This window comes from Viridibacillus arvi (genome assembly GCF_001274945.1).
Classification (GTDB): domain Bacteria; phylum Bacillota; class Bacilli; order Bacillales_A; family Planococcaceae; genus Viridibacillus; species Viridibacillus arvi.
This window is the reverse complement of record NZ_LILB01000001.1, coordinates 1,932,525-1,952,797: the sequence shown is the minus strand read 5'-3', so window position 1 is coordinate 1,952,797 and position 20,273 is coordinate 1,932,525. Positions and strand designations below refer to the sequence as shown.

Annotated in this window: 20 protein-coding genes and 2 riboswitches; of the genes, 17 read left to right on the top strand and 3 right to left on the bottom strand. The window is 34.8% G+C overall.

Annotated elements, in window-relative coordinates; all coding sequences use genetic code 11:
• Positions 1-23: 23 nt before the first annotated feature.
• The 10 genes from AMD00_RS09270 (at position 24) to AMD00_RS09225 (ending at position 11,562) form a co-directional block, all read left to right on the top strand.
• Positions 24-677, top strand: a complete 654-nt coding sequence (locus tag AMD00_RS09270) for a 4'-phosphopantetheinyl transferase family protein (RefSeq protein WP_053416718.1) — start codon at positions 24-26, stop codon at positions 675-677.
• A 364-nt stretch (positions 678-1,041) separates the two neighbouring features.
• Positions 1,042-2,427, top strand: coding sequence for an isochorismate synthase (locus AMD00_RS09265; protein ID WP_053416717.1), 1,386 nt, complete (start codon positions 1,042-1,044; stop codon positions 2,425-2,427).
• On the top strand, positions 2,420-4,144 hold the full coding sequence (menD, locus tag AMD00_RS09260) for a 2-succinyl-5-enolpyruvyl-6-hydroxy-3-cyclohexene-1-carboxylic-acid synthase (protein WP_053416716.1): 1,725 nt from the start codon (positions 2,420-2,422) through the stop codon (positions 4,142-4,144). Before AMD00_RS09265 ends, menD begins: the two co-directional genes overlap by 8 nt.
• Positions 4,132-4,947 carry a 2-succinyl-6-hydroxy-2,4-cyclohexadiene-1-carboxylate synthase gene (gene menH, locus AMD00_RS09255; protein ID WP_157059206.1) on the top strand — a complete coding sequence of 272 codons (816 nt, stop codon included), beginning with the start codon at positions 4,132-4,134 and terminating at the stop codon, positions 4,945-4,947. The genes menD and menH overlap by 13 nt, the downstream gene beginning before the upstream one ends.
• 26 nt (positions 4,948-4,973) lie before the next feature.
• Positions 4,974-5,792 carry a 1,4-dihydroxy-2-naphthoyl-CoA synthase gene (gene menB, locus AMD00_RS09250; RefSeq protein WP_038188163.1) on the top strand — a complete coding sequence of 273 codons (819 nt, stop codon included), beginning with the start codon at positions 4,974-4,976 and terminating at the stop codon, positions 5,790-5,792.
• 209 nt (positions 5,793-6,001) lie between these two features.
• A complete protein-coding gene (locus AMD00_RS09245) occupies positions 6,002-7,447 on the top strand; it encodes an o-succinylbenzoate--CoA ligase (RefSeq protein WP_053416715.1) in 1,446 nt (481 codons plus the stop codon).
• 182 nt (positions 7,448-7,629) lie between these two features.
• Positions 7,630-8,589 (top strand): response regulator transcription factor, encoded by a 960-nt coding sequence (locus AMD00_RS09240; protein WP_053416714.1) that lies wholly within the window; start codon positions 7,630-7,632, stop codon positions 8,587-8,589.
• A 145-nt stretch (positions 8,590-8,734) separates the two neighbouring features.
• Entirely contained in the window at positions 8,735-9,583 is an 849-nt protein-coding gene (locus AMD00_RS09235; RefSeq protein ID WP_053416713.1) for an ABC transporter ATP-binding protein, read from the top strand.
• On the top strand, positions 9,580-10,287 hold the full coding sequence (locus tag AMD00_RS09230) for an ABC transporter permease subunit (protein WP_053416712.1): 708 nt from the start codon (positions 9,580-9,582) through the stop codon (positions 10,285-10,287). Before AMD00_RS09235 ends, AMD00_RS09230 begins: the two co-directional genes overlap by 4 nt.
• A gap of 327 nt (positions 10,288-10,614) precedes the next feature.
• Positions 10,615-11,562 carry an alpha/beta fold hydrolase gene (locus AMD00_RS09225; protein ID WP_053416711.1) on the top strand — a complete coding sequence of 316 codons (948 nt, stop codon included), beginning with the start codon at positions 10,615-10,617 and terminating at the stop codon, positions 11,560-11,562.
• 100 nt (positions 11,563-11,662) lie between these two features.
• On the opposite strand, the gene AMD00_RS09220 is transcribed toward AMD00_RS09225, so the two are convergent.
• From AMD00_RS09220 to AMD00_RS23200, 3 genes are all read right to left on the bottom strand, one after another.
• Positions 11,663-12,634, bottom strand: coding sequence for a metal ABC transporter solute-binding protein, Zn/Mn family (locus AMD00_RS09220; RefSeq protein ID WP_053416710.1), 972 nt, complete (start codon positions 12,632-12,634; stop codon positions 11,663-11,665).
• A 97-nt stretch (positions 12,635-12,731) separates the two neighbouring features.
• Positions 12,732-12,965, bottom strand: a complete 234-nt coding sequence (gene yidD / locus AMD00_RS09215; RefSeq protein ID WP_038188145.1) for a membrane protein insertion efficiency factor YidD — start codon at positions 12,963-12,965, stop codon at positions 12,732-12,734.
• On the bottom strand, positions 12,966-13,130 hold the full coding sequence (locus tag AMD00_RS23200) for a hypothetical protein (RefSeq protein WP_157059205.1): 165 nt from the start codon (positions 13,128-13,130) through the stop codon (positions 12,966-12,968).
• A 98-nt stretch (positions 13,131-13,228) separates the two neighbouring features.
• On the opposite strand from AMD00_RS23200, the gene AMD00_RS09210 reads away from it, so the two are divergent.
• The 7 genes from AMD00_RS09210 (at position 13,229) to metE (ending at position 20,197) form a co-directional block, all read left to right on the top strand.
• Complete coding sequence (locus AMD00_RS09210; protein WP_053416709.1) at positions 13,229-13,663, top strand: Dps family protein; 435 nt, start codon at positions 13,229-13,231, stop codon at positions 13,661-13,663.
• Between the two features lie 111 nt (positions 13,664-13,774).
• Positions 13,775-14,410: a hypothetical protein gene (locus AMD00_RS09205; protein ID WP_053416708.1), complete on the top strand. Its 636-nt coding sequence runs from the start codon at positions 13,775-13,777 to the stop codon at positions 14,408-14,410.
• Between the two features lie 163 nt (positions 14,411-14,573).
• Entirely contained in the window at positions 14,574-15,419 is an 846-nt protein-coding gene (gene thiD, locus AMD00_RS09200) for a bifunctional hydroxymethylpyrimidine kinase/phosphomethylpyrimidine kinase (RefSeq protein ID WP_053416823.1), read from the top strand.
• A 107-nt stretch (positions 15,420-15,526) separates the two neighbouring features.
• Positions 15,527-15,709 (top strand): YjfB family protein, encoded by a 183-nt coding sequence (locus AMD00_RS09195; RefSeq protein ID WP_053416707.1) that lies wholly within the window; start codon positions 15,527-15,529, stop codon positions 15,707-15,709.
• A 171-nt stretch (positions 15,710-15,880) separates the two neighbouring features.
• A complete protein-coding gene (locus AMD00_RS09190) occupies positions 15,881-16,303 on the top strand; it encodes a VOC family protein (protein WP_053416706.1) in 423 nt (140 codons plus the stop codon).
• Between the two features lie 397 nt (positions 16,304-16,700).
• Positions 16,701-16,890, top strand: a riboswitch (cobalamin riboswitch).
• Between the two features lie 255 nt (positions 16,891-17,145).
• Positions 17,146-17,391 (top strand): hypothetical protein, encoded by a 246-nt coding sequence (locus tag AMD00_RS09185; protein ID WP_053416705.1) that lies wholly within the window; start codon positions 17,146-17,148, stop codon positions 17,389-17,391.
• A 120-nt stretch (positions 17,392-17,511) separates the two neighbouring features.
• Positions 17,512-17,701: riboswitch (cobalamin riboswitch) on the top strand.
• 207 nt (positions 17,702-17,908) lie between these two features.
• A complete protein-coding gene (metE, locus tag AMD00_RS09180) occupies positions 17,909-20,197 on the top strand; it encodes a 5-methyltetrahydropteroyltriglutamate--homocysteine S-methyltransferase (protein WP_053416704.1) in 2,289 nt (762 codons plus the stop codon).
• The last annotated feature ends 76 nt before the right edge of the window (positions 20,198-20,273 follow it).

Here is a 20,273-nt window from a genome sequence, read left to right as displayed (position 1 = left end):
CCATGAGATTATTTTTATTAAATATGAATTCTATAGATAAAAGACACTATAGATTATTAGATACTTGTATTTTAGAAAATAGAAAAAGATATCTTAACAGTATAAGCAACAATAGAAAAAAAACAATTTTTGCTGGAGATATATTGTTACGCTATGCGTTGTTAAAGGAAAATCATGATATTTCTGAAATAAAATTATTGTATGGTGCAAACGGAAAACCATTTATCAAAAAACAGCATATTAATTATAATTTATCTCATAGTAAAGATATTATTATTTTAGGAATAACTAAGGAAGAATTAGGAATAGATATTTTGTATGAAAGAAAAATAAATAATAATTTTATTAATTTCTTTTTTAGTAAAGAAGAAAAGAGTCGTTTACATTCCTTAGTAGAAAAAGAAAAGAGAGAGTATTATTGGAATACATTATGTTACAAAGAGGCATTTATAAAAAGACATGGTGGACGAATTATAGAAATGAAGAATAATCTAATTTGCCCTAAAAATTTACAATATGGAAGAGTAATTAGAACACAAGAAAAAGGTAAAGCTTTTGAAAGTATATTCTTCAAAAACCTTAAATATCATATTTGTATCATTTCGGATAAAATCCCCCAAAAAATTAAAGTTGAGATATTAAATATGGACGAAGTATATAAGAAATTAAATTTTTAATAGAAATAGAAATAGAAATAGAAATAGAAATTGAATTGTTTAGCTACTATTTATGACTTCGGCATATTGTCGGGTCATTTTTTTTGAAATAACATCGTTATATTATTAATAAAAATAATCCGTAGAAATCCTATACCACCGCATTGAGGAATATCTTTAATCAACTGTTTTGATATAAAATATAATTATTTCCCAAAAAAGCATAATTTATTATAAATCCGTAGTGTAAATACATAGAAAATGCGATTGAACTTTGCAAATGAAGTGCCGAATTGCCAATAAAGATGTATGATAGTATAGGATATTTAAGTATGTACGAGTGGATTCCATTAATTGGTGGTATTCGTTGACGGAGGGAATTTTCATGAATCGGAAGTTGTCAGCAACAACCGGCGACCGAATTGAAACAGAGCAATCGACATTATATTTTCATATAGAAACAATAGAAGTAAGTCGATTGTCAGCGCTCGCCTTTTTTGAAGCGGGTGAGCAATCATTTGCTGGACAACGATTTTTTTGGCAAAATCGTGAAAAAACATTTACGCTTGCAGGTTTGGGTCATGCTCAAACAATTTCAAGCGATGCAAAAGAACATAGATTTGATGACGTAGAACAACAATGGAAAAAGCTAACGCAAAATGTTGTGAATGATGAAAACAATATTCAACCTATTTTGTTTGGTGGTTTTACATTTGATACGGAAAATGAAGTGTCTGGTGAATGGACAGGTTTTCCTGAAGCTTTTTTTGCTGTTGCAACATACCAACTTGTAGTGAAAAATGATCAAGCTTATGTGAGTATTCATTTGATCACTGATGAAGAGAATACGACAGAAGCGCTTAATGCCTTACGCAAAGAGCGTGATGAATTGATTCATACAGCGCAAGTAAAGGCGTTAAAAAAATATGCCAAGCCACAAATTAAGAGCAGTTATGAGCCTTATAAAGAAGAATACTTGGAATCAATTAGCAAGGTGACGTCTTTAATACGCCAAAAAGAAGCAGATAAAGTTGTTATTGCACGCTCTCTCGCTTTGCAATTTGAAGAACAAGTAACATCTCCTAATGTGTTGTCACAAGTAATGATGGAGCAGCCAGACAGTTATTTATTTGGCCTAGAAGAACAAGGTAAATTGTTTTTCGGAGCATCACCTGAGCGTTTAGTAAAGGTTTCCGATAAATATGCTTACTCTTCATGTATTGCAGGTTCTATCAAACGCGGGAAAACGGCTGAAGAAGATGACTTGCTAGGACAAAGCTTATTAAATGATACGAAAAACCTTTCCGAGCATCAATATGTGGTGGATATGATCTTACAGACATTTAAAGAAAACTGTGCAAGTTATCAAATTCCAAATGCGCCTCAGTTGCTGAAAATTAGAGATATACAACATCTGTTTACACCAGTTGAAGGTCCATTGAAAGAAGGAGCGACTGTTTTACAATTAGTAAAAACATTACACCCAACACCGGCTTTAGGGGGCGTACCTCGTATGAAGGCAATGCAAGTAATACGAGAATATGAACCATTGAATCGCGGACTCTATGCAGCTCCAATTGGGTGGCTAGATGCTCAAGGTAACGGGGAATTTGCTGTAGCTATTCGTTCGGCTCTATTAGCTAAAGATCAAGCATTTTTATATGCTGGTGGTGGCATTGTGGCTGATTCACAACCAAGCAGTGAATACGATGAAACTTTAGTGAAATTCCGTCCGATGTTACGAGCTTTAGGAGGACAATTACATGAGTGAGAAAGAGACTTTAACGAGCTATGTTTATAAGCTCGTTGCGTCATTATATGAGACAGGTGCACGAGATGTAGTTGTGAGTCCAGGCTCACGCTCAACTCCACTTGCTTATGCTTTTGCTTCTTCAAAGGAATTTAATTTATACCGTCAAATAGATGAGCGTTCTGCAGCCTTTTTGGCATTAGGTATTGCAAAGGCAAGTGTACGACCGGTTGTGCTAGTTTGTACATCGGGTACAGCGGCAGCGAATTACTTCCCTGCTATTGTAGAAGCGAGCTATGCGCGTGTACCTTTGATCATATTAACGGCGGATCGTCCACATGAATTACGTGAAGTCGGAGCACCACAAGCAATCGATCAAGTAAATTTATATGGTACGCATGTAAAATGGTCAGTGGACTTCCCACTACCAGATACATCAACAGGGACAATGTCATTTATCGAACGCCATATAGCACGTGCGATGTCGATTGCGACAACTGCACCTGCTGGCCCTGTACAAATTAATGTACCGTTCCGTGAACCACTACTCATCAATTTCCAAGATACATTACCAGTTGGAACCTTTGTGGAAAGTTTCGGAGCTGAATTACGCCCTTCGAAAAAAGCATTTAATACATTAGAGGCTGCAATTAACAAAGCTGAAAAAGGATTATTAATCTTTGGTGAGATGAATCAAGTAGCGGATTTAGAAGCTGTTTGGGATTTTATTCGAAAGGTGAAATGGCCAGTTCTTGTAGAGAGCCTATCTCATTTACGCTCGAATATTCCTGAAGATTGTATGGATTATATCATTGATCAGTATGATGCTATTTTGAAAAATGAGGCTTTTAAAAATTCTATGGCACCTAATACTGTTATTCGCTTTGGTGCACAGCTAGTATCAAAACCTCTTTCATTATTTTTAACTTTGGTTAAACCAGATACATTTATAGTAATAGATGAGGATCCGATGTTCCGTGATTCTTTAGCAATTGCAACACACCACATACATGCTAGTGTCAGTGACTGGTTAAAAGATGTCACTGTTGAGTCAACAATCGATACTATTTATAGATCTAAATGGATGGCTGCGAATGATATTGCAACAAAGCATATTGAGCAGTATTTAGAAGAACAATCTGATGAGGGTGCAATGGCAGCGACGCTATTTGTAAATTTACCTGAAGCAAGTGATTTATTTGCTAGTAGTAGTATGCCAATCCGAGATGTAGATACATTTTTCAATAAAACGGTAAAAGATGTAAAAGTTTTTGCGAATCGTGGTGCAAATGGCATTGACGGTGTTGTATCTACTGCTTTTGGTTTACAACTTGCTAGACAGCGTGAAACGTATTTATTGATTGGTGATTTAGCGTTTTTACATGATGTGAATGGACTAATCACGACACGATATCAAAAGTGTAATATAACGGTCGTTGTGATGAATAATGATGGCGGTGGTATTTTCTCATATTTAGCTCAAGCTACAGAAGAAGCGCATTATGAAGAATTATTCGGAACACCTTCAGGACTTAACTTTAAAGAAATCGCGATAATGTATGGAGCAGAATATCAGGCTGTAGAAACAAAAGAGGCATTTGTAGAAGTGTTACAAACCCCAAAACAAAAACCTCTACGTTTGATAGAAGTATTTACAAATCGTCAAGTAAATGTTGAGACACACCGTAAATTATGGAGAGCGATTGGTGAGGAGTTAGATGCAAAATGGCAAGCGTAATAATGACAGTAAACGGCTTAAACGTGCATTATAAAATAATTAATCCGCGCGTCGAAAAAACCGTTGTATTATTACATGGCTTTACTGGCAGCTCTGCAACATGGGATAAAGTAATGAGTTTAATGGGTGATCAAGTACGTATCATTGCAATAGATTTGAATGGTCATGGTTACACAGATAGCCCGAATAACGTAGAGCATTATTCTATAGAAAAGCAAATTGCAGTTTTACATGAATTGTTTGTTCAACGTGGTATTAATATTTTCACGTTAGTAGGTTATTCTATGGGGGGGCGCATCGCATTAGCTTATGCTTTGCAATATCCTGAAACAATTGAACAACTTATTTTGGAAAGTGCTTCACCAGGTTTGCAAACGAATGAAGAACGCACTGTCAGAGTAAAAGCTGATAATACTCTAGCAGATCGTCTTGAAGAAGAGGGAATACAAGCATTTGTGGATCATTGGGAGAACATATCCTTATTCGAATCACAAAAAAACTTACCTCTAGACATTCAAGAGGAAATTCGTGCAGAGCGCTTATTGCAAAATGAAAGAGGTTTAGCAAACAGTTTAAGAGGCGTAGGTACAGGACAACAGAAATCATATTGGGATGAGTTGACACGCTTTACTAAACCAGTTGTTTTAGTAACAGGAGAGTTAGATAAGAAGTTTTATCAAATAGCTGTCGACATGAAAAATTTGTTCCAAAATTGTAAGCATGTAGTCGTACCAAAAGCTGGACATGCAATTCATGTGGAAAATCCTGAAACTTTTGCTACAATAATAGAGGAACAAATTTAATAATTACAAGTAGGAGGATCATATATATGACTCGTCAATGGGTAACAGAGCGTACATACGAAGATATTAAGTATGAATCTTATAATGGTATCGCTAAAATTACAATTAATCGTCCGGAAGTGCGCAACGCATTCCGCCCAAAAACAACTTCAGAATTAATCGATGCATTTACACGTGCACGTGATAATGCAAATATCGGTGTAATTATTTTAACTGGTGAAGGCGACCAAGCTTTCTGTGCAGGCGGAGACCAAAAAGTTCGCGGAAACGGTGGCTATGTTGGAGATGACAACATTCCTCGTTTAAACGTATTAGACTTACAACATTTGATCCGTATCACACCAAAACCTGTAGTAGCAATGGTTGCTGGTTACGCAATTGGTGGCGGACATGTGTTACACATCGTTTGTGATTTAACAATCGCAGCAGAAAACGCTCGCTTTGGACAAACTGGACCTAAAGTAGGTTCATTTGACGCTGGTTACGGTGCAGGTTACTTAGCACGTATCGTTGGCCATAAAAAAGCACGTGAGATTTGGTACCTATGCCGTCAATACGATGCACAAGAAGCATTGGATATGGGCTTAGTAAATACAGTTGTTCCTCTAGAAAGATTAGAAGACGAAACTGTTCAATGGTGTGAAGAAATGCTTTCTAAATCACCTACTGCATTACGCTTCCTAAAAGCTTCATTCAACGCAGACACAGATGGTTTAGCAGGTCTTCAACAATTCGCTGGAGACGCAACTTTACTATACTATACAACAGACGAAGCAAAAGAAGGTCGCGACGCATTTAAAGAAAAACGCGAACCAGACTTTGGCCAGTTCCCACGTTTCCCTTAATAGCTAAGGAAGACAACATAAGTTTGTCGTAACGGTTGCATGAGCAACAAAATGCTCGTCCAGCTGCGAGCAATTATCGCCTAAAGCTGGGACTGTCGAGTAAATACTTCAATTAATTTCCAACAAATGACAGCTCAGAAAAGTTGTCATTTTAAGCTGTCCTCTAAGGGCAGCTTTTTTTATCAACATAATTAAGGCGGGGTGAAAAAATGATACCAAACTGGCTTATACAACGTAGCTTATTAACACCTGAGCGGATTGCACTTAGCTTTGAAGAAGAACAGTGGACTTTTAAAGAAGCGAATGATAAAGCACTTATTCTAGCTGAAAAATTAATTGCAAATGGCGTAAAGCAGCAATCGCGTGTAGCTATATATGCACCATCCCATCCCGATATTATTTGGATGATGTATGCTTGTATGAATTTGCAATGTGAGATGGTGCTATTAAATTTACGATTAACAGAAAAAGAGCTAGCTTATCAAATTGATGATGCGGCAGTTGATTTTATTTTAGTAGAGGACTTACTACTGGAGAAATTACCTGTTAATAAAGTGCCAACGTTGACTTTTAATGAAATTAATAAAAGTCATCAGCTAGACTTCGATCTTGCAAGTGAGTGGAATGATGATGAAACGATGACAATCATGTATACATCTGGTACCACCGGCTATCCAAAAGGGGTTCGTCAAACAGTAGGGAATCACGTTTCAAGTGCTACTTCCTCCGTTTATAATATGGGCTTAGTAGATGGTGATTGCTGGCTTTGCACAATGCCATTATTTCATATCAGTGGATTTTCCATGCTAGCTAAATCATTATTGCATGGTGTTGAAATTAAACTCTATCCTAAATTTAACGTAAAAGAAATAGTAAATGAATTAGTAGCAGGTACTGTAACAAGAATGTCTGTTGTTTCTGTCACTTTAGAAAGAATTATATCGGAGTTGGAAGCTAGAAATGCTAAAGTTTCTCCTAAGTTTTTAACAATGCTTGCGGGGGGCGGTCCTGTTCCAATCGATTATTTGAAGCGAGCTGAACAACGTGGGCTTAATGTTTCCCAAACATACGGTATGACAGAAACATCTTCTCAAACAGCAACTTTATCAAGTACAGATGCATTGCGTAAACTAGGATCTGCGGGTAAAGCACTCTTTTTCAATCAAATCCGTATCGATGGTGCAGAGAAAGCATTTGATCAAGGTGAGATTTTAATTCGTGGTCCCCATGTCACACCTGGATATATTGGGCGTTTTGCAGATAAGTCTTCTCAGGAAAATGGCTGGTTACATTCAGGAGATATTGGCTATCTCGATGATGAAGGTTATTTGTATGTCGTTGATCGTCGTTCAGATTTAATCATTTCCGGTGGTGAAAATATTTATCCTGCGGAGATTGAAAATGTACTTGTTTCACATGAAGCTGTGCGTGAAGCCGGTGTATGTGGAGTAGAGAATGATAAATGGGGTCAAGTACCTAATGCATTTGTTGTATTAAAAGAAAGAATAAATGTAGATGAATTGCTCGCGTTTTGCAAGGAACATTTAGCCAATTATAAAGTACCCCATCAAATTTATATCGTTAGTGAATTACCTCGTAATGGTTCAAATAAGTTATTGCGAAGAAAATTAAAAGAGTTATTAAACAAAGAATAAAATTAAGATTAAATTAATTAAACCATCTATGATGATTAATATCATAGATGGTTTAAATTTGTATTAATAGCATTGATATTTATATGAATTCAGCTGTCTTTATATGTATTAAAATTGGTTATAATGAATTAATTTCCATTATGTTGTATAATTTTATTATTTGTGAGAGGAAGTTATAAATCATGACAAAAGATTTTCTGCAAATTGTTATTCCTGAGTCAGTTATTGGTGGTGTCACAATTTGTCCTTCATTCGAATTGCCATTTAATGAGGGAGCTGTAACTGGTATATATTCTGATGTAGAGCAAATAGGATATATTGTACAACAACTACAATACAACAATCAAATAAACCTTCACTTTAGAAAAGAAGGGTGCTACGAACGATTAACGATAATGGAAAGCCTGAAGTTTGAAAAGGCTTTATATAGTTCTAATGAAGTACTTGAAGATATTCTTAAAATGACTGGGTTGATGGATAAAAAAAGTGTGAAAATTAAGGATTTAAATGAGGTACAAGTTCAAAGAGTTCGGTTTGCCAAATTATTAATGCATGAACAACCTATACATATTTTAGAAGAGCCTTTTCAGAATCTAGATGTTGAAACTAAACGTATTGTTGATATTGTTATTACAAAATTAAAGGAAAAAGGATATATCGTATATCTATTGGCTAATAATTTGGAAGATTTACTGAGTTCATCAGATCAACTTTATCGCCTTGATTCAACCGGTTTAGAACCATTGGATTTACAAGAAGAGAGAAAAGAATCCGAGAAAACATCTGAAACAGAAAGTCAGCTGATCAAATTAGAGAAAATTCCTACCAAGCTGAACGACAAATTTATATTATTTAATCCACCTGAAATTGATTATATTGAGAGTGTAGATGGATTAGTGAATGTATATGTCAGTGGAGATGCATTTCCATGTACTTTAACACTTAATGATCTCGAACAACGTCTAGTGCCATTCGGTTTCTTCCGTTGCCATCGCTCTTATATTGTTAATTTACAAAAGGTTAGAGAAATTGTGACATGGACTAAAAACAGCTATAGCTTAATTTTATCTGAAAACGAAAGAACGCATGTTCCTTTATCGAAAAGTAAGTTAGTAGAATTGAAGAAAATAGTCGGAATATAAATTATTTCTCAGGAAATAATCGGTCTCCATTCACCCATAATTTGATATCATTCACCATCATATAGCTCCTTTCACCCGATATATAATGCGCAATCATAAAGCCTCTTGTATTCTTAGGTCAAGATCGAATACAGGGGGAATATTAATGGAAACAATAATTGAAGTAAGCCATTTGGAAAAGAGTTTTCAAAAGGAGCAGGCAATTCGAGATGTTTCTTTTGAAATTAAAAAAGGGGAAATATTCGGTTTCCTTGGGCCAAGTGGATCGGGGAAAACAACGACAATAAAAATTTTAACTGGGCAACTTACTGCATCAGGTGGAGATGTACGAGTCTTTAATAATGATGCGAGAGCATTGCAACAACCAGCAGCACGTAGTCGATTTGGTATCTTAACAGATAATAGTGGTTTATATACGAGAATTTCAATTGAAGAAAACCTCCTACTATATAGTAGATTATATGATTTATCTGATTCATCAGTTGAAGAGGCGCTCAAGTTTGTTAACTTATATGAAGAACGTAAGAAACGTGTTAATACTTTATCAAAAGGAATGATCCAACGAGTTACATTAGCACGTGCTATTTTACACAAACCAGAATTGTTATTTTTAGATGAGCCGACCTCTGCGCTTGATCCAGTGAACACTAATCATATTTATGCTGGATTACGTAAATTGAATGAGATGGGAACGACAATTTTCTTAACGACGCATGATATGGCAGAAGCTGAGGTACTTTGTAATCGTGTAGCTTTTCTTGATAAAGGGACTATACGTGCAATTGGAGCACCTACCGACTTAAAACGTCAATTTGGAGATGACACATTAACAGTTGAACTATTAGATGGTAAGAAGGAAATAATTGGTAAAGGTTCGGGAGATGCTAAACAAATGTTTGAATGGATGCAAAATAATCAAGTAGAACGTATATCGACTAATGAACCAAGTCTAGGGGATATTTTCGTACAAGTAACGGGGAGGGAACTACTATGAATACATCAGTTAGAAGAATTCAAGCAATTTTAGTGAAAGACTACAAGGAGTTTTCGCGTAATTTAGCAGTATCATCAATGATTTTTTTACCGCTTATTTTAGCAGCTTTTTACGCTCGAGTGGGTGTTGATACAATTCAAGGGTACTTTATGTCGATTAACATTACATTTTCGATGGTAGCTACCTACGTCCAATGTTGCTTGATTGCTGAAGAGAAAGAGAAGAATACACTGAGGAGTTTAATGTTATCTCCAGCATCGACTTCTGAAATCCTAATTGGTAAAAGTACACTAACATTTATTTCTACTATGCTTATTGTAGGGGGATGTATGTATCTCTCAGGGTATATGCCAAGGAATTTTGTGGTGATGGCAATAGCACTAATGATATCAGCGGTATTTTATATAGCTGTCGGAACATTTTTAGGTCTTTTTGCTAAGTCTGTAATGGAATCGTCTGTTATTGTATTACCCGTACTAGCTATATTTTCATTAGGACCTATGGGAATGGCGTATATTGAAAATTATCCTATATTGAAAGTGATCGAATGGTTCCCAAGTGTTCAAATTATTCTTTTGGGAGAGCTACTTGAAAAAAGTTTTGCTTTAGGGGATTTAATTAAGCCATTTGCAGTGATTATTGGTTGGATTATTATAGCAGCTATTGCTACAGTGGTTACCTTTAAAAAACGAATGGTGGATTAATCTTCAAATTATTTATGACAATAACAATATTATTGTCTTGTATAATATTTCTGAAAATTCAAACGAGTTATACCGTGGATATGATTTAGAAAAGTTAAATCCATCTGTTAATTATTTTAAGTAAAGCTTATTCAGCAATGACTGGCCTGTCAGACTTTTTCTGGCTACTACTGAGCATATGGTTTATTCCAATAATTTTACAGACATCTATGGGAGAGTTCCGGGACAAGCTCGAAACTTTAAAGTATTCATTGGATGAAATCGATTTAAAAATATCTAATGAAGCAATTTCACCTCCACTAACCTCATTAAGAAAGGAATAGAATCATGAAAAAACTAATAATAATTCTACTTAAAATAATAGTAGCAATATTTATAGCAATTGGAGTTTTTCTAGCAATTGTTTTTACAGTTAATATTATTTGCAATAAATTGGAGAAAGGAAATATAGAATCCTATGGTCAGTTTGTATCTGTAGATGGGAAAAATATGAATGTTACGATTCAAGGAGAAGGTGAAGAAACAGTTGTACTATTACCAGGTTATGGAACAGCAGCGCCAGCTCTTGATTTTAAGCCGCTAGTGGATGAGCTATCTCCATTTTACAAAGTAGTAGTAATTGAGCCCTTTGGTTATGGATTAAGTGATGTAACAGAAAAAGAAAGAACCATTGAAAATATTGTAGCTGAGATTCATGAATGTTTACAAAAGCTAAATATTGATCGATACACTCTGATGGGACACTCCATAGCTGGAATTTACGGACTGGAATATGTGAACAAATACGAAAAAGAAGTCAATGCATTTGTTGGGATTGATAGTAGTTTTCCAACACAAGGTGGCAATGATGATGAATTTCCATCAGAAATCTATAAACTGATTAATAAATCAGGTTTCTACAGAATGATAATGAAACTAAATTCTGACCAACTGCTTGCTCCAGAAGTAGATGAGGACACGAGAGAACAAATTAGAATGCTTTCTCTCAAGAACGCGTTTAATCCAAATATTATTAGTGAAGGGGAAAATTTTAAATATAATTTTAAAGCGGCTGAAAACTATTCATTCCCCAAAAATCTTCCTGTAATATTCTTTTTAGTTAAAGATACTACGGATGTTGAAGGATGGAAAGTAGAGCATGAAGAACAAATAAAACATTCTATACATGGAAAAGTAATGGAATTTGAAGGAGAACATTATTTACATTATACGAAATCAAAAGAAATCGTTGAGAACTTTAGGAGCTTTATGGAAGAAACAGAAAAAGAAAAGTAAATGATTAAATAGGTTTCTACATTTATTAGAATAAGAAAAACCCGTGCATAGAGCCGATATACGGACTCTTTGTACGGGTTTAATTTTTGTTTAGCTCATATTATTTTAATTCGTTTAAAGCTTTTTTTAATGTCTCGATATCTTTTTTCATTAAAGTAAAGTATGTTTCTTCGTTTTTAATGTCTTTATCTGTAAGAACACTTAAGTTGTGAAGAGTAAGTGGTTCTGCACCAACTTCTTTTTGGATGACTTCTGCTAACTTAGAAGAAACATTTTGTTCAAACAGGATATAGTGAATATGATTCTCTTTTGCTTGATCGACAATCTTTGTTAATTCTTTTTGAGAGGGTTCGTCTTGTGAATTCAATCCGGCTACTGAGATTTGAGTTAATCCGTATGTTCCAGCAATGTAACCAAATGCAGAGTGAGATACAAAGAATGTTTTAGAAGGGGCATTATCTGCCATTTCTTTGAATTCCTTATCTAAATCTTGAAGCTCTGAGATTAAAGCCTTGTAATTCTGTTCAAATTCTTCTTTGTGATTTGGTTGAGTTTTTACTAAAGCGTCTTTAATAGAAAGTGCTAAATCTTGGCTGATAATAGGTGAAAGCCATACATGGGGGTCAATATCACCATGTGCATGATCATGATCTTCTTCTTCAGCTTCATGTTCATGTGCAACACTTGTACTAACGTCTAGTTTTTCCTCAGATACATTAGCGGCAGTTTCAATAAATTCTACATTCTCATTTTTTAATGTTTTTTGGGCATTATTTACGAAGCCTTCAAGACCTAAACCAACATAGAAAAATAAATCTGCGTCTGCTAAATTCATCATATCTTTTTGCGTTGGTTCAAAAGAATGTTCATTTGATCCAGGAGGGTAAATGGAATTAACTTCAACATGCTTACCACCAATACGTTCTGCGAAGTAAGTTAAAGGATAAACAGTAGTGTAAATAGATAGTACGTCTTTTTTACTTTTTTCCTGATTTGCTTGGTCTTCTGCATTGCAGGCAACCGTAAATAAAGCGATTATAGCAATTAAAAATATAGATAGAGCCTTTTTCATATTAGCACCTCTTAAATAGTAATCATTACGATTTATTTTTCAACATGTTTTATCATACAAGAGTTTATAAAAAAACACAATAAAAAAAGCCCCGAAACTAATCTTTTTTCGGAGGCCATTCTTCAGGTACAGGGTCATATCCACCTGGATGTAACGGATTACAGCGTAAAATGCGACGGATTGCTAAGTAAGCGCCTTTAAAAGCACCGTGTTTTTCTATCGCTTCCAACCCATAATTTGAACATGTTGGGTAAAAGCGACATGATGGTGGAGTCAAAGGTGAAATCGCTTTTTGATAAATGCGAATAAGGAATTTGAAAATATACTTCATTTACTTATCTTCTTTCTCGGCAGTATAAAAAGGCTGCGTTGGTTTAGGATCAATCGTTTTATGTGAATCTTTTTGGTTGTTTTTTGCGATATAGTAAATTAAATAACTTGCTAAAGCTACTGTCAAAATAACAACAGGCATTATGGCAATCCAAGCAATCGACATTTATTTCACCTCAATGATTTCTTCATGTTTATTTTACTTAAAATAGCGGTATATTAACAGTATAGTGCTTAAAACAGAAAGAGGAGTGTGAAAGTTTTATGTCAGCTTTACAAAATGAATTAAATCAACTAGTAGCTTCATGGTCGGTGCTTTATACAAAATTACATAACTACCATTGGTATGTGAAAGGACCATCTTTCTTTACGCTACATGAGAAATTTGAGGAATTGTACAATGAAGCAGCAACTCATTTAGATGAAATCGCAGAACGTATATTAACTTTAGGTGGACAACCCGTTGCAACATTAAAAGAACATTTGGAAATTTCCAATGTAAAAGAAGCGACTGGTAACGAATCAACAAATGAAATGGTTGAAGCTGTTATAAGTGATTTTCAAATCGTGATGAAATCCTTAAAATCAGGAATGGTTGAAGCGGCAAAAGAAGAGGATGATATGACGGAAGATTTATTAAATGCTACTTATCAAAGTCTTGATAAACATGTTTGGATGTTAAAAGCATTCTTAGGTTAACTGTTAATAATGCTAAGACCAGTAACCAAAAGTTACTGGTCTTTTTATGTGTCTTCATATAGGCTTTACATATCTAGTTATTATTTTCTGAATAAGAAAGGTGGATGTACGTTGAAAGTATTAGGATGTCTACATGCCCATTATTCCAATATACGATATATAGAAGAGGCGTTAAATGGAATGAATGTGGAGTTACAGCATTTTGTTGATCCAGGGTTAATAAATCGCATCAATCACGATCATACATTTTCAATTGCAGAGGCAAAACGCAAAGTAATCGAGCAGGTTCAATGGATAGAGAACAGTAGTGTAGATGCGATTTTGATTACTTGTACGAATTATATTGCTTTATTGGATGAAAATTATCAGAGCATGAAACCAATAATTAAATTAGATGAACCTTTCTTCAAAGAAATTTGTGACTTATCAAGGCCTTTAAAAATTGTATTCACGAATCCAGCAACAGTTGAAGGAACCATCAATCGCTTGAATCAATTTGCAAACAAAGTTAGTAAATCATTAGACATTGAAGTACATATTATTGAAGGTGCATTCAAGTTAGTTATGGAAGGTCAACTAGAAGAGCACAATAGAATTGTAGCTAAAGAGTTAGAGAAGTTGGTAAAAGACAGTACTCAAGCAATTGCAGTGGCTCAGTTATCGATGGTAGAAGCAAGTAAACAAATAAATAGTGATATTCTAACCCCTCTCCAAACTCTTGTACCGGCAATTCAAAAGACACTTTAGTTTGTAAAGAATTAAAGGCAGGGTGTGGTTAGTAGGTAAAGTTGTACCGTGATTCAATATCCAATCTTTATCGTAAGACTTATGATTATGACAAAGTCAGTAAGAGTCAAAACTTCTAGTAAAGCGGAATTAATAGAAAGATAACTGAAGGGATAGATTGAAAATGAAAGTATCAAGAGCGTTAACAATTGCAGGGTCAGCTGCACGAGGTGGAGCAGGGATTCAAGCAGATATCAAAACTTTTCAGGAGCTAGATGTCTTCGGGACATCAGCTATTACTGCTATTGTGGCAAAAAGTCCTCACACAGGACTAGGGATTTTTCCGCAATCAGTTGAAGCGATTGAAGCACAAGTTCATACGATTTTAGAAGATATCGGTGCAGATGCAATTAAAACAGGAATGCTTTTCACACATGAAATAATAATTAATGTGGTTAGATGGATTCAACAATCGGGTGTGAAAAATATTGTTGTAGATCCTGTAATGATTGGGAAAATTGGTTCTGCATTATTAAAAGAAGATGCAATGGAAGCGATGCGTACGCAACTAATTCCTCTAGCAACGATCATCACACCGAATATGCCAGAAGCTTCTTATTTACTAGACGGTATGGATCTGAATTCGGTAGAAGATTTAAAAGTAGCGGCAAAGAAATTACATGAATTAGGACCACGATATGTACTTGTAAAGGGCGGTCGATTAGAGGGCCCTGCAATTGATGTCTTATTTGATGGTGAACAATTCTATTTATTGGAGGCGCCACGATTCGATACAATCCATACAAATGGTGCGGGCTGTACATACTCCGCTGCTATCACTGCAGGTTTAGCAAAAGGTCAAACTGTACCAGAAGCTGTTATTGAGGCGAAAAAATTCATCTCAGCAGGCATCCGTCATTCATTTGGTTTTATACAAGGTGTAGGTCCTGCTTATCATGCGGCGTATGGCAAATATGGCGAAACAGGAGTCACGGTTACAATTGAAAGCTCAGAGGTATCTACGAACTAAGATGAAAGATAGTTCCCTTGGACAAGTAAATGCTACAACGGATTTTTGCATCCATTTAATAATAACTTAGAATTTCCGATACTATTAAAGATGAGGGAGTGATACTAATGGATATTAACTCTATGATGTCAATGGACCTTGCTCAGCTTCAACAAACCGTACAAATGAGCGTTTTGCAAAATTCGATGAATATGCAAGCAACAGCAGCTGTACAGTTATTAGAAGCAATGCCAGAACCTGCTCAAGCGGCGCACCCTTATAAAGGGGCAACTATTGACATTCAAGTATGATTTGCTAAGGCCGCGTACTCCAACTTTGTAGTGCGTGGTTTTTTTGATGGGTTGAAAAAGTTCAAATAACGAGTTATAAAATTGAAAAATTTGACTACTATATGTTGGAAATATAAAATTAGAATGTAATTATGTTTGAAACAATATGATGTGAAAAGAGGAGTGTGCTAAATGGCTATTAATGTGTATCTTAATTTTAATGGAAATTGTCGCGAAGCAGCAGAGTTTTATGCAGAGGTTTTTAACACAGAGAAACCAGAAATTATGACTTTTGGTGATGCGCCACAAAACCCTGAATATACTTTACCAGAGGAAGCAAAAAATTTAGTCATGCATACTCGACTAAACATTCTTGGAAGTAATGTTATGTTTTCTGATGTTTTCCCTGGTTCTCCTTTTATAGTAGGAAATAATGTTAGCCTAGCCGTTGTTAGTGACAATGAAGAACAACTTAAATCTGCTTTTGAAGCACTAAAAGTTGGCGGAAAAGTTGCTATGGAGCTACAAGAAACATTTTTTAGCAAATGCTATGGAAGTTTAAAGGACAAGTTTGGTATCGAATGGCAAATTAGCTATGAGGCTGAAGAAGCTTAATATATTTGGTGTTGGATAAACTTTTCGCAGTACTATCCAAGCTTTAGTAAGATGAATAAAAAATATTGTATAAACAACAGCAACTGTTTAAATTTTAGAACAGTTGCTAGTTCTTTATACAATATAATTTGGCACATTAATATAGTTTGTCTAAATAATATCAACTTTTTTGAAATAGTAGTTGAATATAAAGTCCCTCCTTTTCGTACACCCCATTGAATAATTCATTTATATCTATAAAAAGAACCTTACTCTTTGCTATTAGTAGACAGAAATACTAATATTCTATCGAAAAATCACTTCAATAATTTTTATTCAATGTAAATCCTTTTTTATATTACTCGCAAATAATATTATGAATAATCGCATTACACTATGGTAAGATGGTGATACAACTGAATAACGTGTAGAATTGGGTGCACTATTTTCAATAAATAGCTGCTTAAAAGGGAAATCGGTTAGAATCCGATGCTGTCCCGCAACTGTATGTAGGAGCAAACTTTTAAATCCACTGTTAGATTTGTAATGGGAAGGAAAAGTAAGCGATGATGACAAGCCAGGAGACCTGCCTAGTTTAGTACACACCAAAACCCTACGTGGATAGGAGGTGTTATGTGATAATGAATAGAAACCCTATTTATATGATCACTGTACGACAGCGTATTAGAGAAAGCGTTTGGACTAATGAGGATTTAGAAGTGATAAAAACTTCTGTTTCTAAGTATAGAAACGTTTATTCTAGTACGTATTGTCGCAACAGGGAACATATTAATTAATCATAAAAACATCTTTTATTAATTGATAAAAGGTGTTTTTTTAATGAACAGATAAGGGGAATAAGAATGAATATTGAAGAGTTTAAATTACAGTTAAAATCGATGGTGATGCTTTCACAAGTTACAGATACAGTTTGTACTTTATTGCAGGCGAAAAACATGATTGAAAGCTCCATTGAAAATAGTAGAATTGAAAATATTGAAGAAGAATTAGGTAAACTAGAAAAGGCATATTCAAGTGTGTATAGCGAACTGGTATATTACCCACATGATTTGATTGAAGTTAGTATTGAAGAAAAGATGAAAGTGTAACTGACATTTATACTGAAAAACTAAATTTAACGGTTTGGTAATCATATAAAATATAATTATCTTTAAATTTTGAATATACCGAACAAATTAAAGTTTGTGTGTTATAGTAAGTGAACAATTAAATATCGTGTAGGCTAAGGTGCGCTATTTTAAATTGATAGTCGCTTAAAAGGGAAATCGGTTAGAATCCGATGCTGTCCCGCAACTGTATGTAGGAGCAAACTTTTAAATCCACTGTTAGATTTGTAATGGGAAGGAAAAGTAAGCGATGATGACAAGCCAGGAGACCTGCCTTAGTTTAGTACACACCAAAAAACCTACGCGGATAGGGGGTGTTAGAGAGATTTTTTTCAAGGATTATTATATCCTAGTACGATAAGCGAATTTGAAAGGGAATAGTGTGTCTTCATTTATTATTCCTGATTTTTTTCGGTATTTACTATTTTAAAAATCATCAACCACCTTTTAATGTTTTTCATTAGATGGTGGTTTTTTTATTGAATTGGAGGATGGAAAGATGAAAAGTACAGTTATTGGATATCCATATATCGGGCCTTATCGTGAATGGAAAAAAACTATCGAAGCTTTTTGGTCAAAAGAAATAAGTGAACAACAATTCGAAGTACAGATGAAAGAGTATAGATTAGCAAATATTCAAGTTCAGCTAGATGCAAAGATTGACTTAGTAACCGTAGGTGATTTTACATACTACGATCGCATGTTAGATTTAGCAGCAATGTTTGGAATTATTCCTGCACGTTATAAATGGAATTCAGATTTAGTATCTCTAGAAACTTACTACGCGATGGCACGTGGAAATCAATCTGCTCCTGCAAGTGAAATGACAAAGTGGTTTAATACGAATTATCACTATATTGTACCTGAGTATGAAGGACAAACTTTAAAATTATTGGACAATAAACCATTGCGCTATTATTTAGAAGCGAAGGAAAACTTTAATGCAGAGCTAAAGCCTACCATCATAGGCCCAGGAACATTTTATTTTTTAACAAAAGAAGTTGCTACGCTGAATAAGCCGTCATATTTACTTCAGTTAATCAATGTCTATAGTCAACTGTTGAGTGAACTTTCTGCAGCCGGTGCAAAATGGATTCAAATAGAAGAACCAATTCTATCAACTTCTTTATCTAAGGGAGATATGAAAATAATCTCAGAAATATATGAACAACTAAACACTGCTAATTACACCAGCAATTTGCTATTACAAACATATTTTGAGTCAGCAGAATGGTATGAAGAATTGATTAAATTACCTGTAGCAGGCATCGGGCTAGACTTTGTACATGGTCTAGAAGAGAATGTTTCTAATATCAAAAAATATGGATTTCCAAACGATAAAGTTCTAGCCGCGGGCATTATTAATGGTCGTGACATTTGGATTACTCCTTTACAACAATCATTTAAATTACTAATTGAATTAGAAAGTTTAGTTTCCCCTGATCATCTGTGGATTCAGCCGTCATGTAGCCTAATGCATGTGCCAGTAAGTTTAACCGCAGAAACTAAATTACCTAAAGAGCTATATGAAAACTTAGCATTTGCTAACGAAAAGTTACAAGAGTTAGCTATTTTGAAGAACGCTTTGACAAATAAACGTGATGCTAATCAAGAGGCTTTTGAACAAAACCGATTGACAAGAGAATTGCTAAATAGCAGTTTAGTACGTCAACAAGAAGAAGTACAGAAGAATATTAAAAGGTTGAGTGAAATTCAAATAACACGTCAATCAGCATATGCTATTCGAAAAGATCGTCAGCAAAAGCTTTTACAACTACCAGACTTTCCTACAACAACAATTGGTAGCTTCCCGCAAACAGCTGAAGTGAAGAGCAATCGTTCACAGCTGAAAAAAGGACTAATTGATAAGGAACAACATGATAATTTCATAAAAAATGAAATAAGAAAATGGATTGCGTACCAAGAAAAACTAGAACTTGATGTTTTAGTTCATGGTGAATTTGAAAGAACAGATATGGTTGAATACTTTGGAGAAAAGCTTGTAGGATTTGCATTTACAGAAAAAGGGTGGGTCGTTTCATATGGATCACGTTGCGTTAAACCACCAATTATTTATGGAGATGTTAGGTGGGAAAAACCAATGACGCTCGACGAAACAGTGTACGCACAATCGTTAACAACTAAACCTGTTAAAGGTATGTTGACTGGGCCTATTACAATTTTAAATTGGTCATTTGTTCGTGATGATGTTCCACGTAGTATAGTAGCTCAACAAATTGCCTTAGCACTACGTAAGGAAATTGAAGCATTAGAGACTGCTGGTATTCGTATTATTCAAGTAGATGAACCTGCACTTAGAGAGGGTTTACCATTAAAAGCTTCAAAACATGATGCTTATTTGGATTGGTCCGTTGATGCCTTTAAATTAGCTACTTCAGGAGTCGAGGATGAGACACAAATTCATACGCATATGTGTTATTGTGAATTTAATGATTTTATTGAGCCAATTCGTGCACTTGATGCGGATGTTATTTCAATTGAAACATCGAAAAGTCATGGTGAAATTATTGAGGCTTTCAAAAATGCAACATATACAAATAGTATTGGTTTAGGTGTATACGATATTCATAGTCCAAGAATTCCTGAAATAGATGAAATGGTAGCTGTAGTAAATGACAGTCTTGAAGTTCTCTCACCAGAACAGTGCTGGATTAATCCGGATTGTGGTTTAAAAACACGAAAAACCGATGAAACTTTAGCAGCACTTGAGATAATGGTAGACACTGCGAAATTGTTAAGAAAACGAAGCGTACAACGTGTAAACTAAAGAGCATCATTCAAGCCTTAATCCAATTTGTGGAAAAATTGAATTTGATATAAGTTGATTGAGAAAGAAAATAAAA

What these genes read in the sequence shown, in the direction of transcription:
- AMD00_RS09270 (WP_053416718.1), top strand. Translation starts at nt 24, where the DNA reads ATGAATTCTATAGATAAAAGACACTATAGATTATTAGATACTTGTATT.
- AMD00_RS09265 (WP_053416717.1), top strand. Translation starts at nt 1,042, where the DNA reads ATGAATCGGAAGTTGTCAGCAACAACCGGCGACCGAATTGAAACAGAG.
- menD (WP_053416716.1), top strand. Translation starts at nt 2,420, where the DNA reads ATGAGTGAGAAAGAGACTTTAACGAGCTATGTTTATAAGCTCGTTGCG.
- menH (WP_157059206.1), top strand. Translation starts at nt 4,132, where the DNA reads ATGGCAAGCGTAATAATGACAGTAAACGGCTTAAACGTGCATTATAAA.
- menB (WP_038188163.1), top strand. Translation starts at nt 4,974, where the DNA reads ATGACTCGTCAATGGGTAACAGAGCGTACATACGAAGATATTAAGTAT.
- AMD00_RS09245 (WP_053416715.1), top strand. Translation starts at nt 6,002, where the DNA reads ATGATACCAAACTGGCTTATACAACGTAGCTTATTAACACCTGAGCGG.
- AMD00_RS09240 (WP_053416714.1), top strand. Translation starts at nt 7,630, where the DNA reads ATGACAAAAGATTTTCTGCAAATTGTTATTCCTGAGTCAGTTATTGGT.
- AMD00_RS09235 (WP_053416713.1), top strand. Translation starts at nt 8,735, where the DNA reads ATGGAAACAATAATTGAAGTAAGCCATTTGGAAAAGAGTTTTCAAAAG.
- AMD00_RS09230 (WP_053416712.1), top strand. Translation starts at nt 9,580, where the DNA reads ATGAATACATCAGTTAGAAGAATTCAAGCAATTTTAGTGAAAGACTAC.
- AMD00_RS09225 (WP_053416711.1), top strand. Translation starts at nt 10,615, where the DNA reads ATGAAAAAACTAATAATAATTCTACTTAAAATAATAGTAGCAATATTT.
- AMD00_RS09220 (WP_053416710.1), bottom strand. Translation starts at nt 12,634, where the DNA reads ATGAAAAAGGCTCTATCTATATTTTTAATTGCTATAATCGCTTTATTT.
- yidD (WP_038188145.1), bottom strand. Translation starts at nt 12,965, where the DNA reads ATGAAGTATATTTTCAAATTCCTTATTCGCATTTATCAAAAAGCGATT.
- AMD00_RS23200 (WP_157059205.1), bottom strand. Translation starts at nt 13,130, where the DNA reads ATGTCGATTGCTTGGATTGCCATAATGCCTGTTGTTATTTTGACAGTA.
- AMD00_RS09210 (WP_053416709.1), top strand. Translation starts at nt 13,229, where the DNA reads ATGTCAGCTTTACAAAATGAATTAAATCAACTAGTAGCTTCATGGTCG.
- thiD (WP_053416823.1), top strand. Translation starts at nt 14,574, where the DNA reads ATGAAAGTATCAAGAGCGTTAACAATTGCAGGGTCAGCTGCACGAGGT.
- AMD00_RS09195 (WP_053416707.1), top strand. Translation starts at nt 15,527, where the DNA reads ATGGATATTAACTCTATGATGTCAATGGACCTTGCTCAGCTTCAACAA.
- AMD00_RS09190 (WP_053416706.1), top strand. Translation starts at nt 15,881, where the DNA reads ATGGCTATTAATGTGTATCTTAATTTTAATGGAAATTGTCGCGAAGCA.
- AMD00_RS09185 (WP_053416705.1), top strand. Translation starts at nt 17,146, where the DNA reads ATGAATATTGAAGAGTTTAAATTACAGTTAAAATCGATGGTGATGCTT.
- metE (WP_053416704.1), top strand. Translation starts at nt 17,909, where the DNA reads ATGAAAAGTACAGTTATTGGATATCCATATATCGGGCCTTATCGTGAA.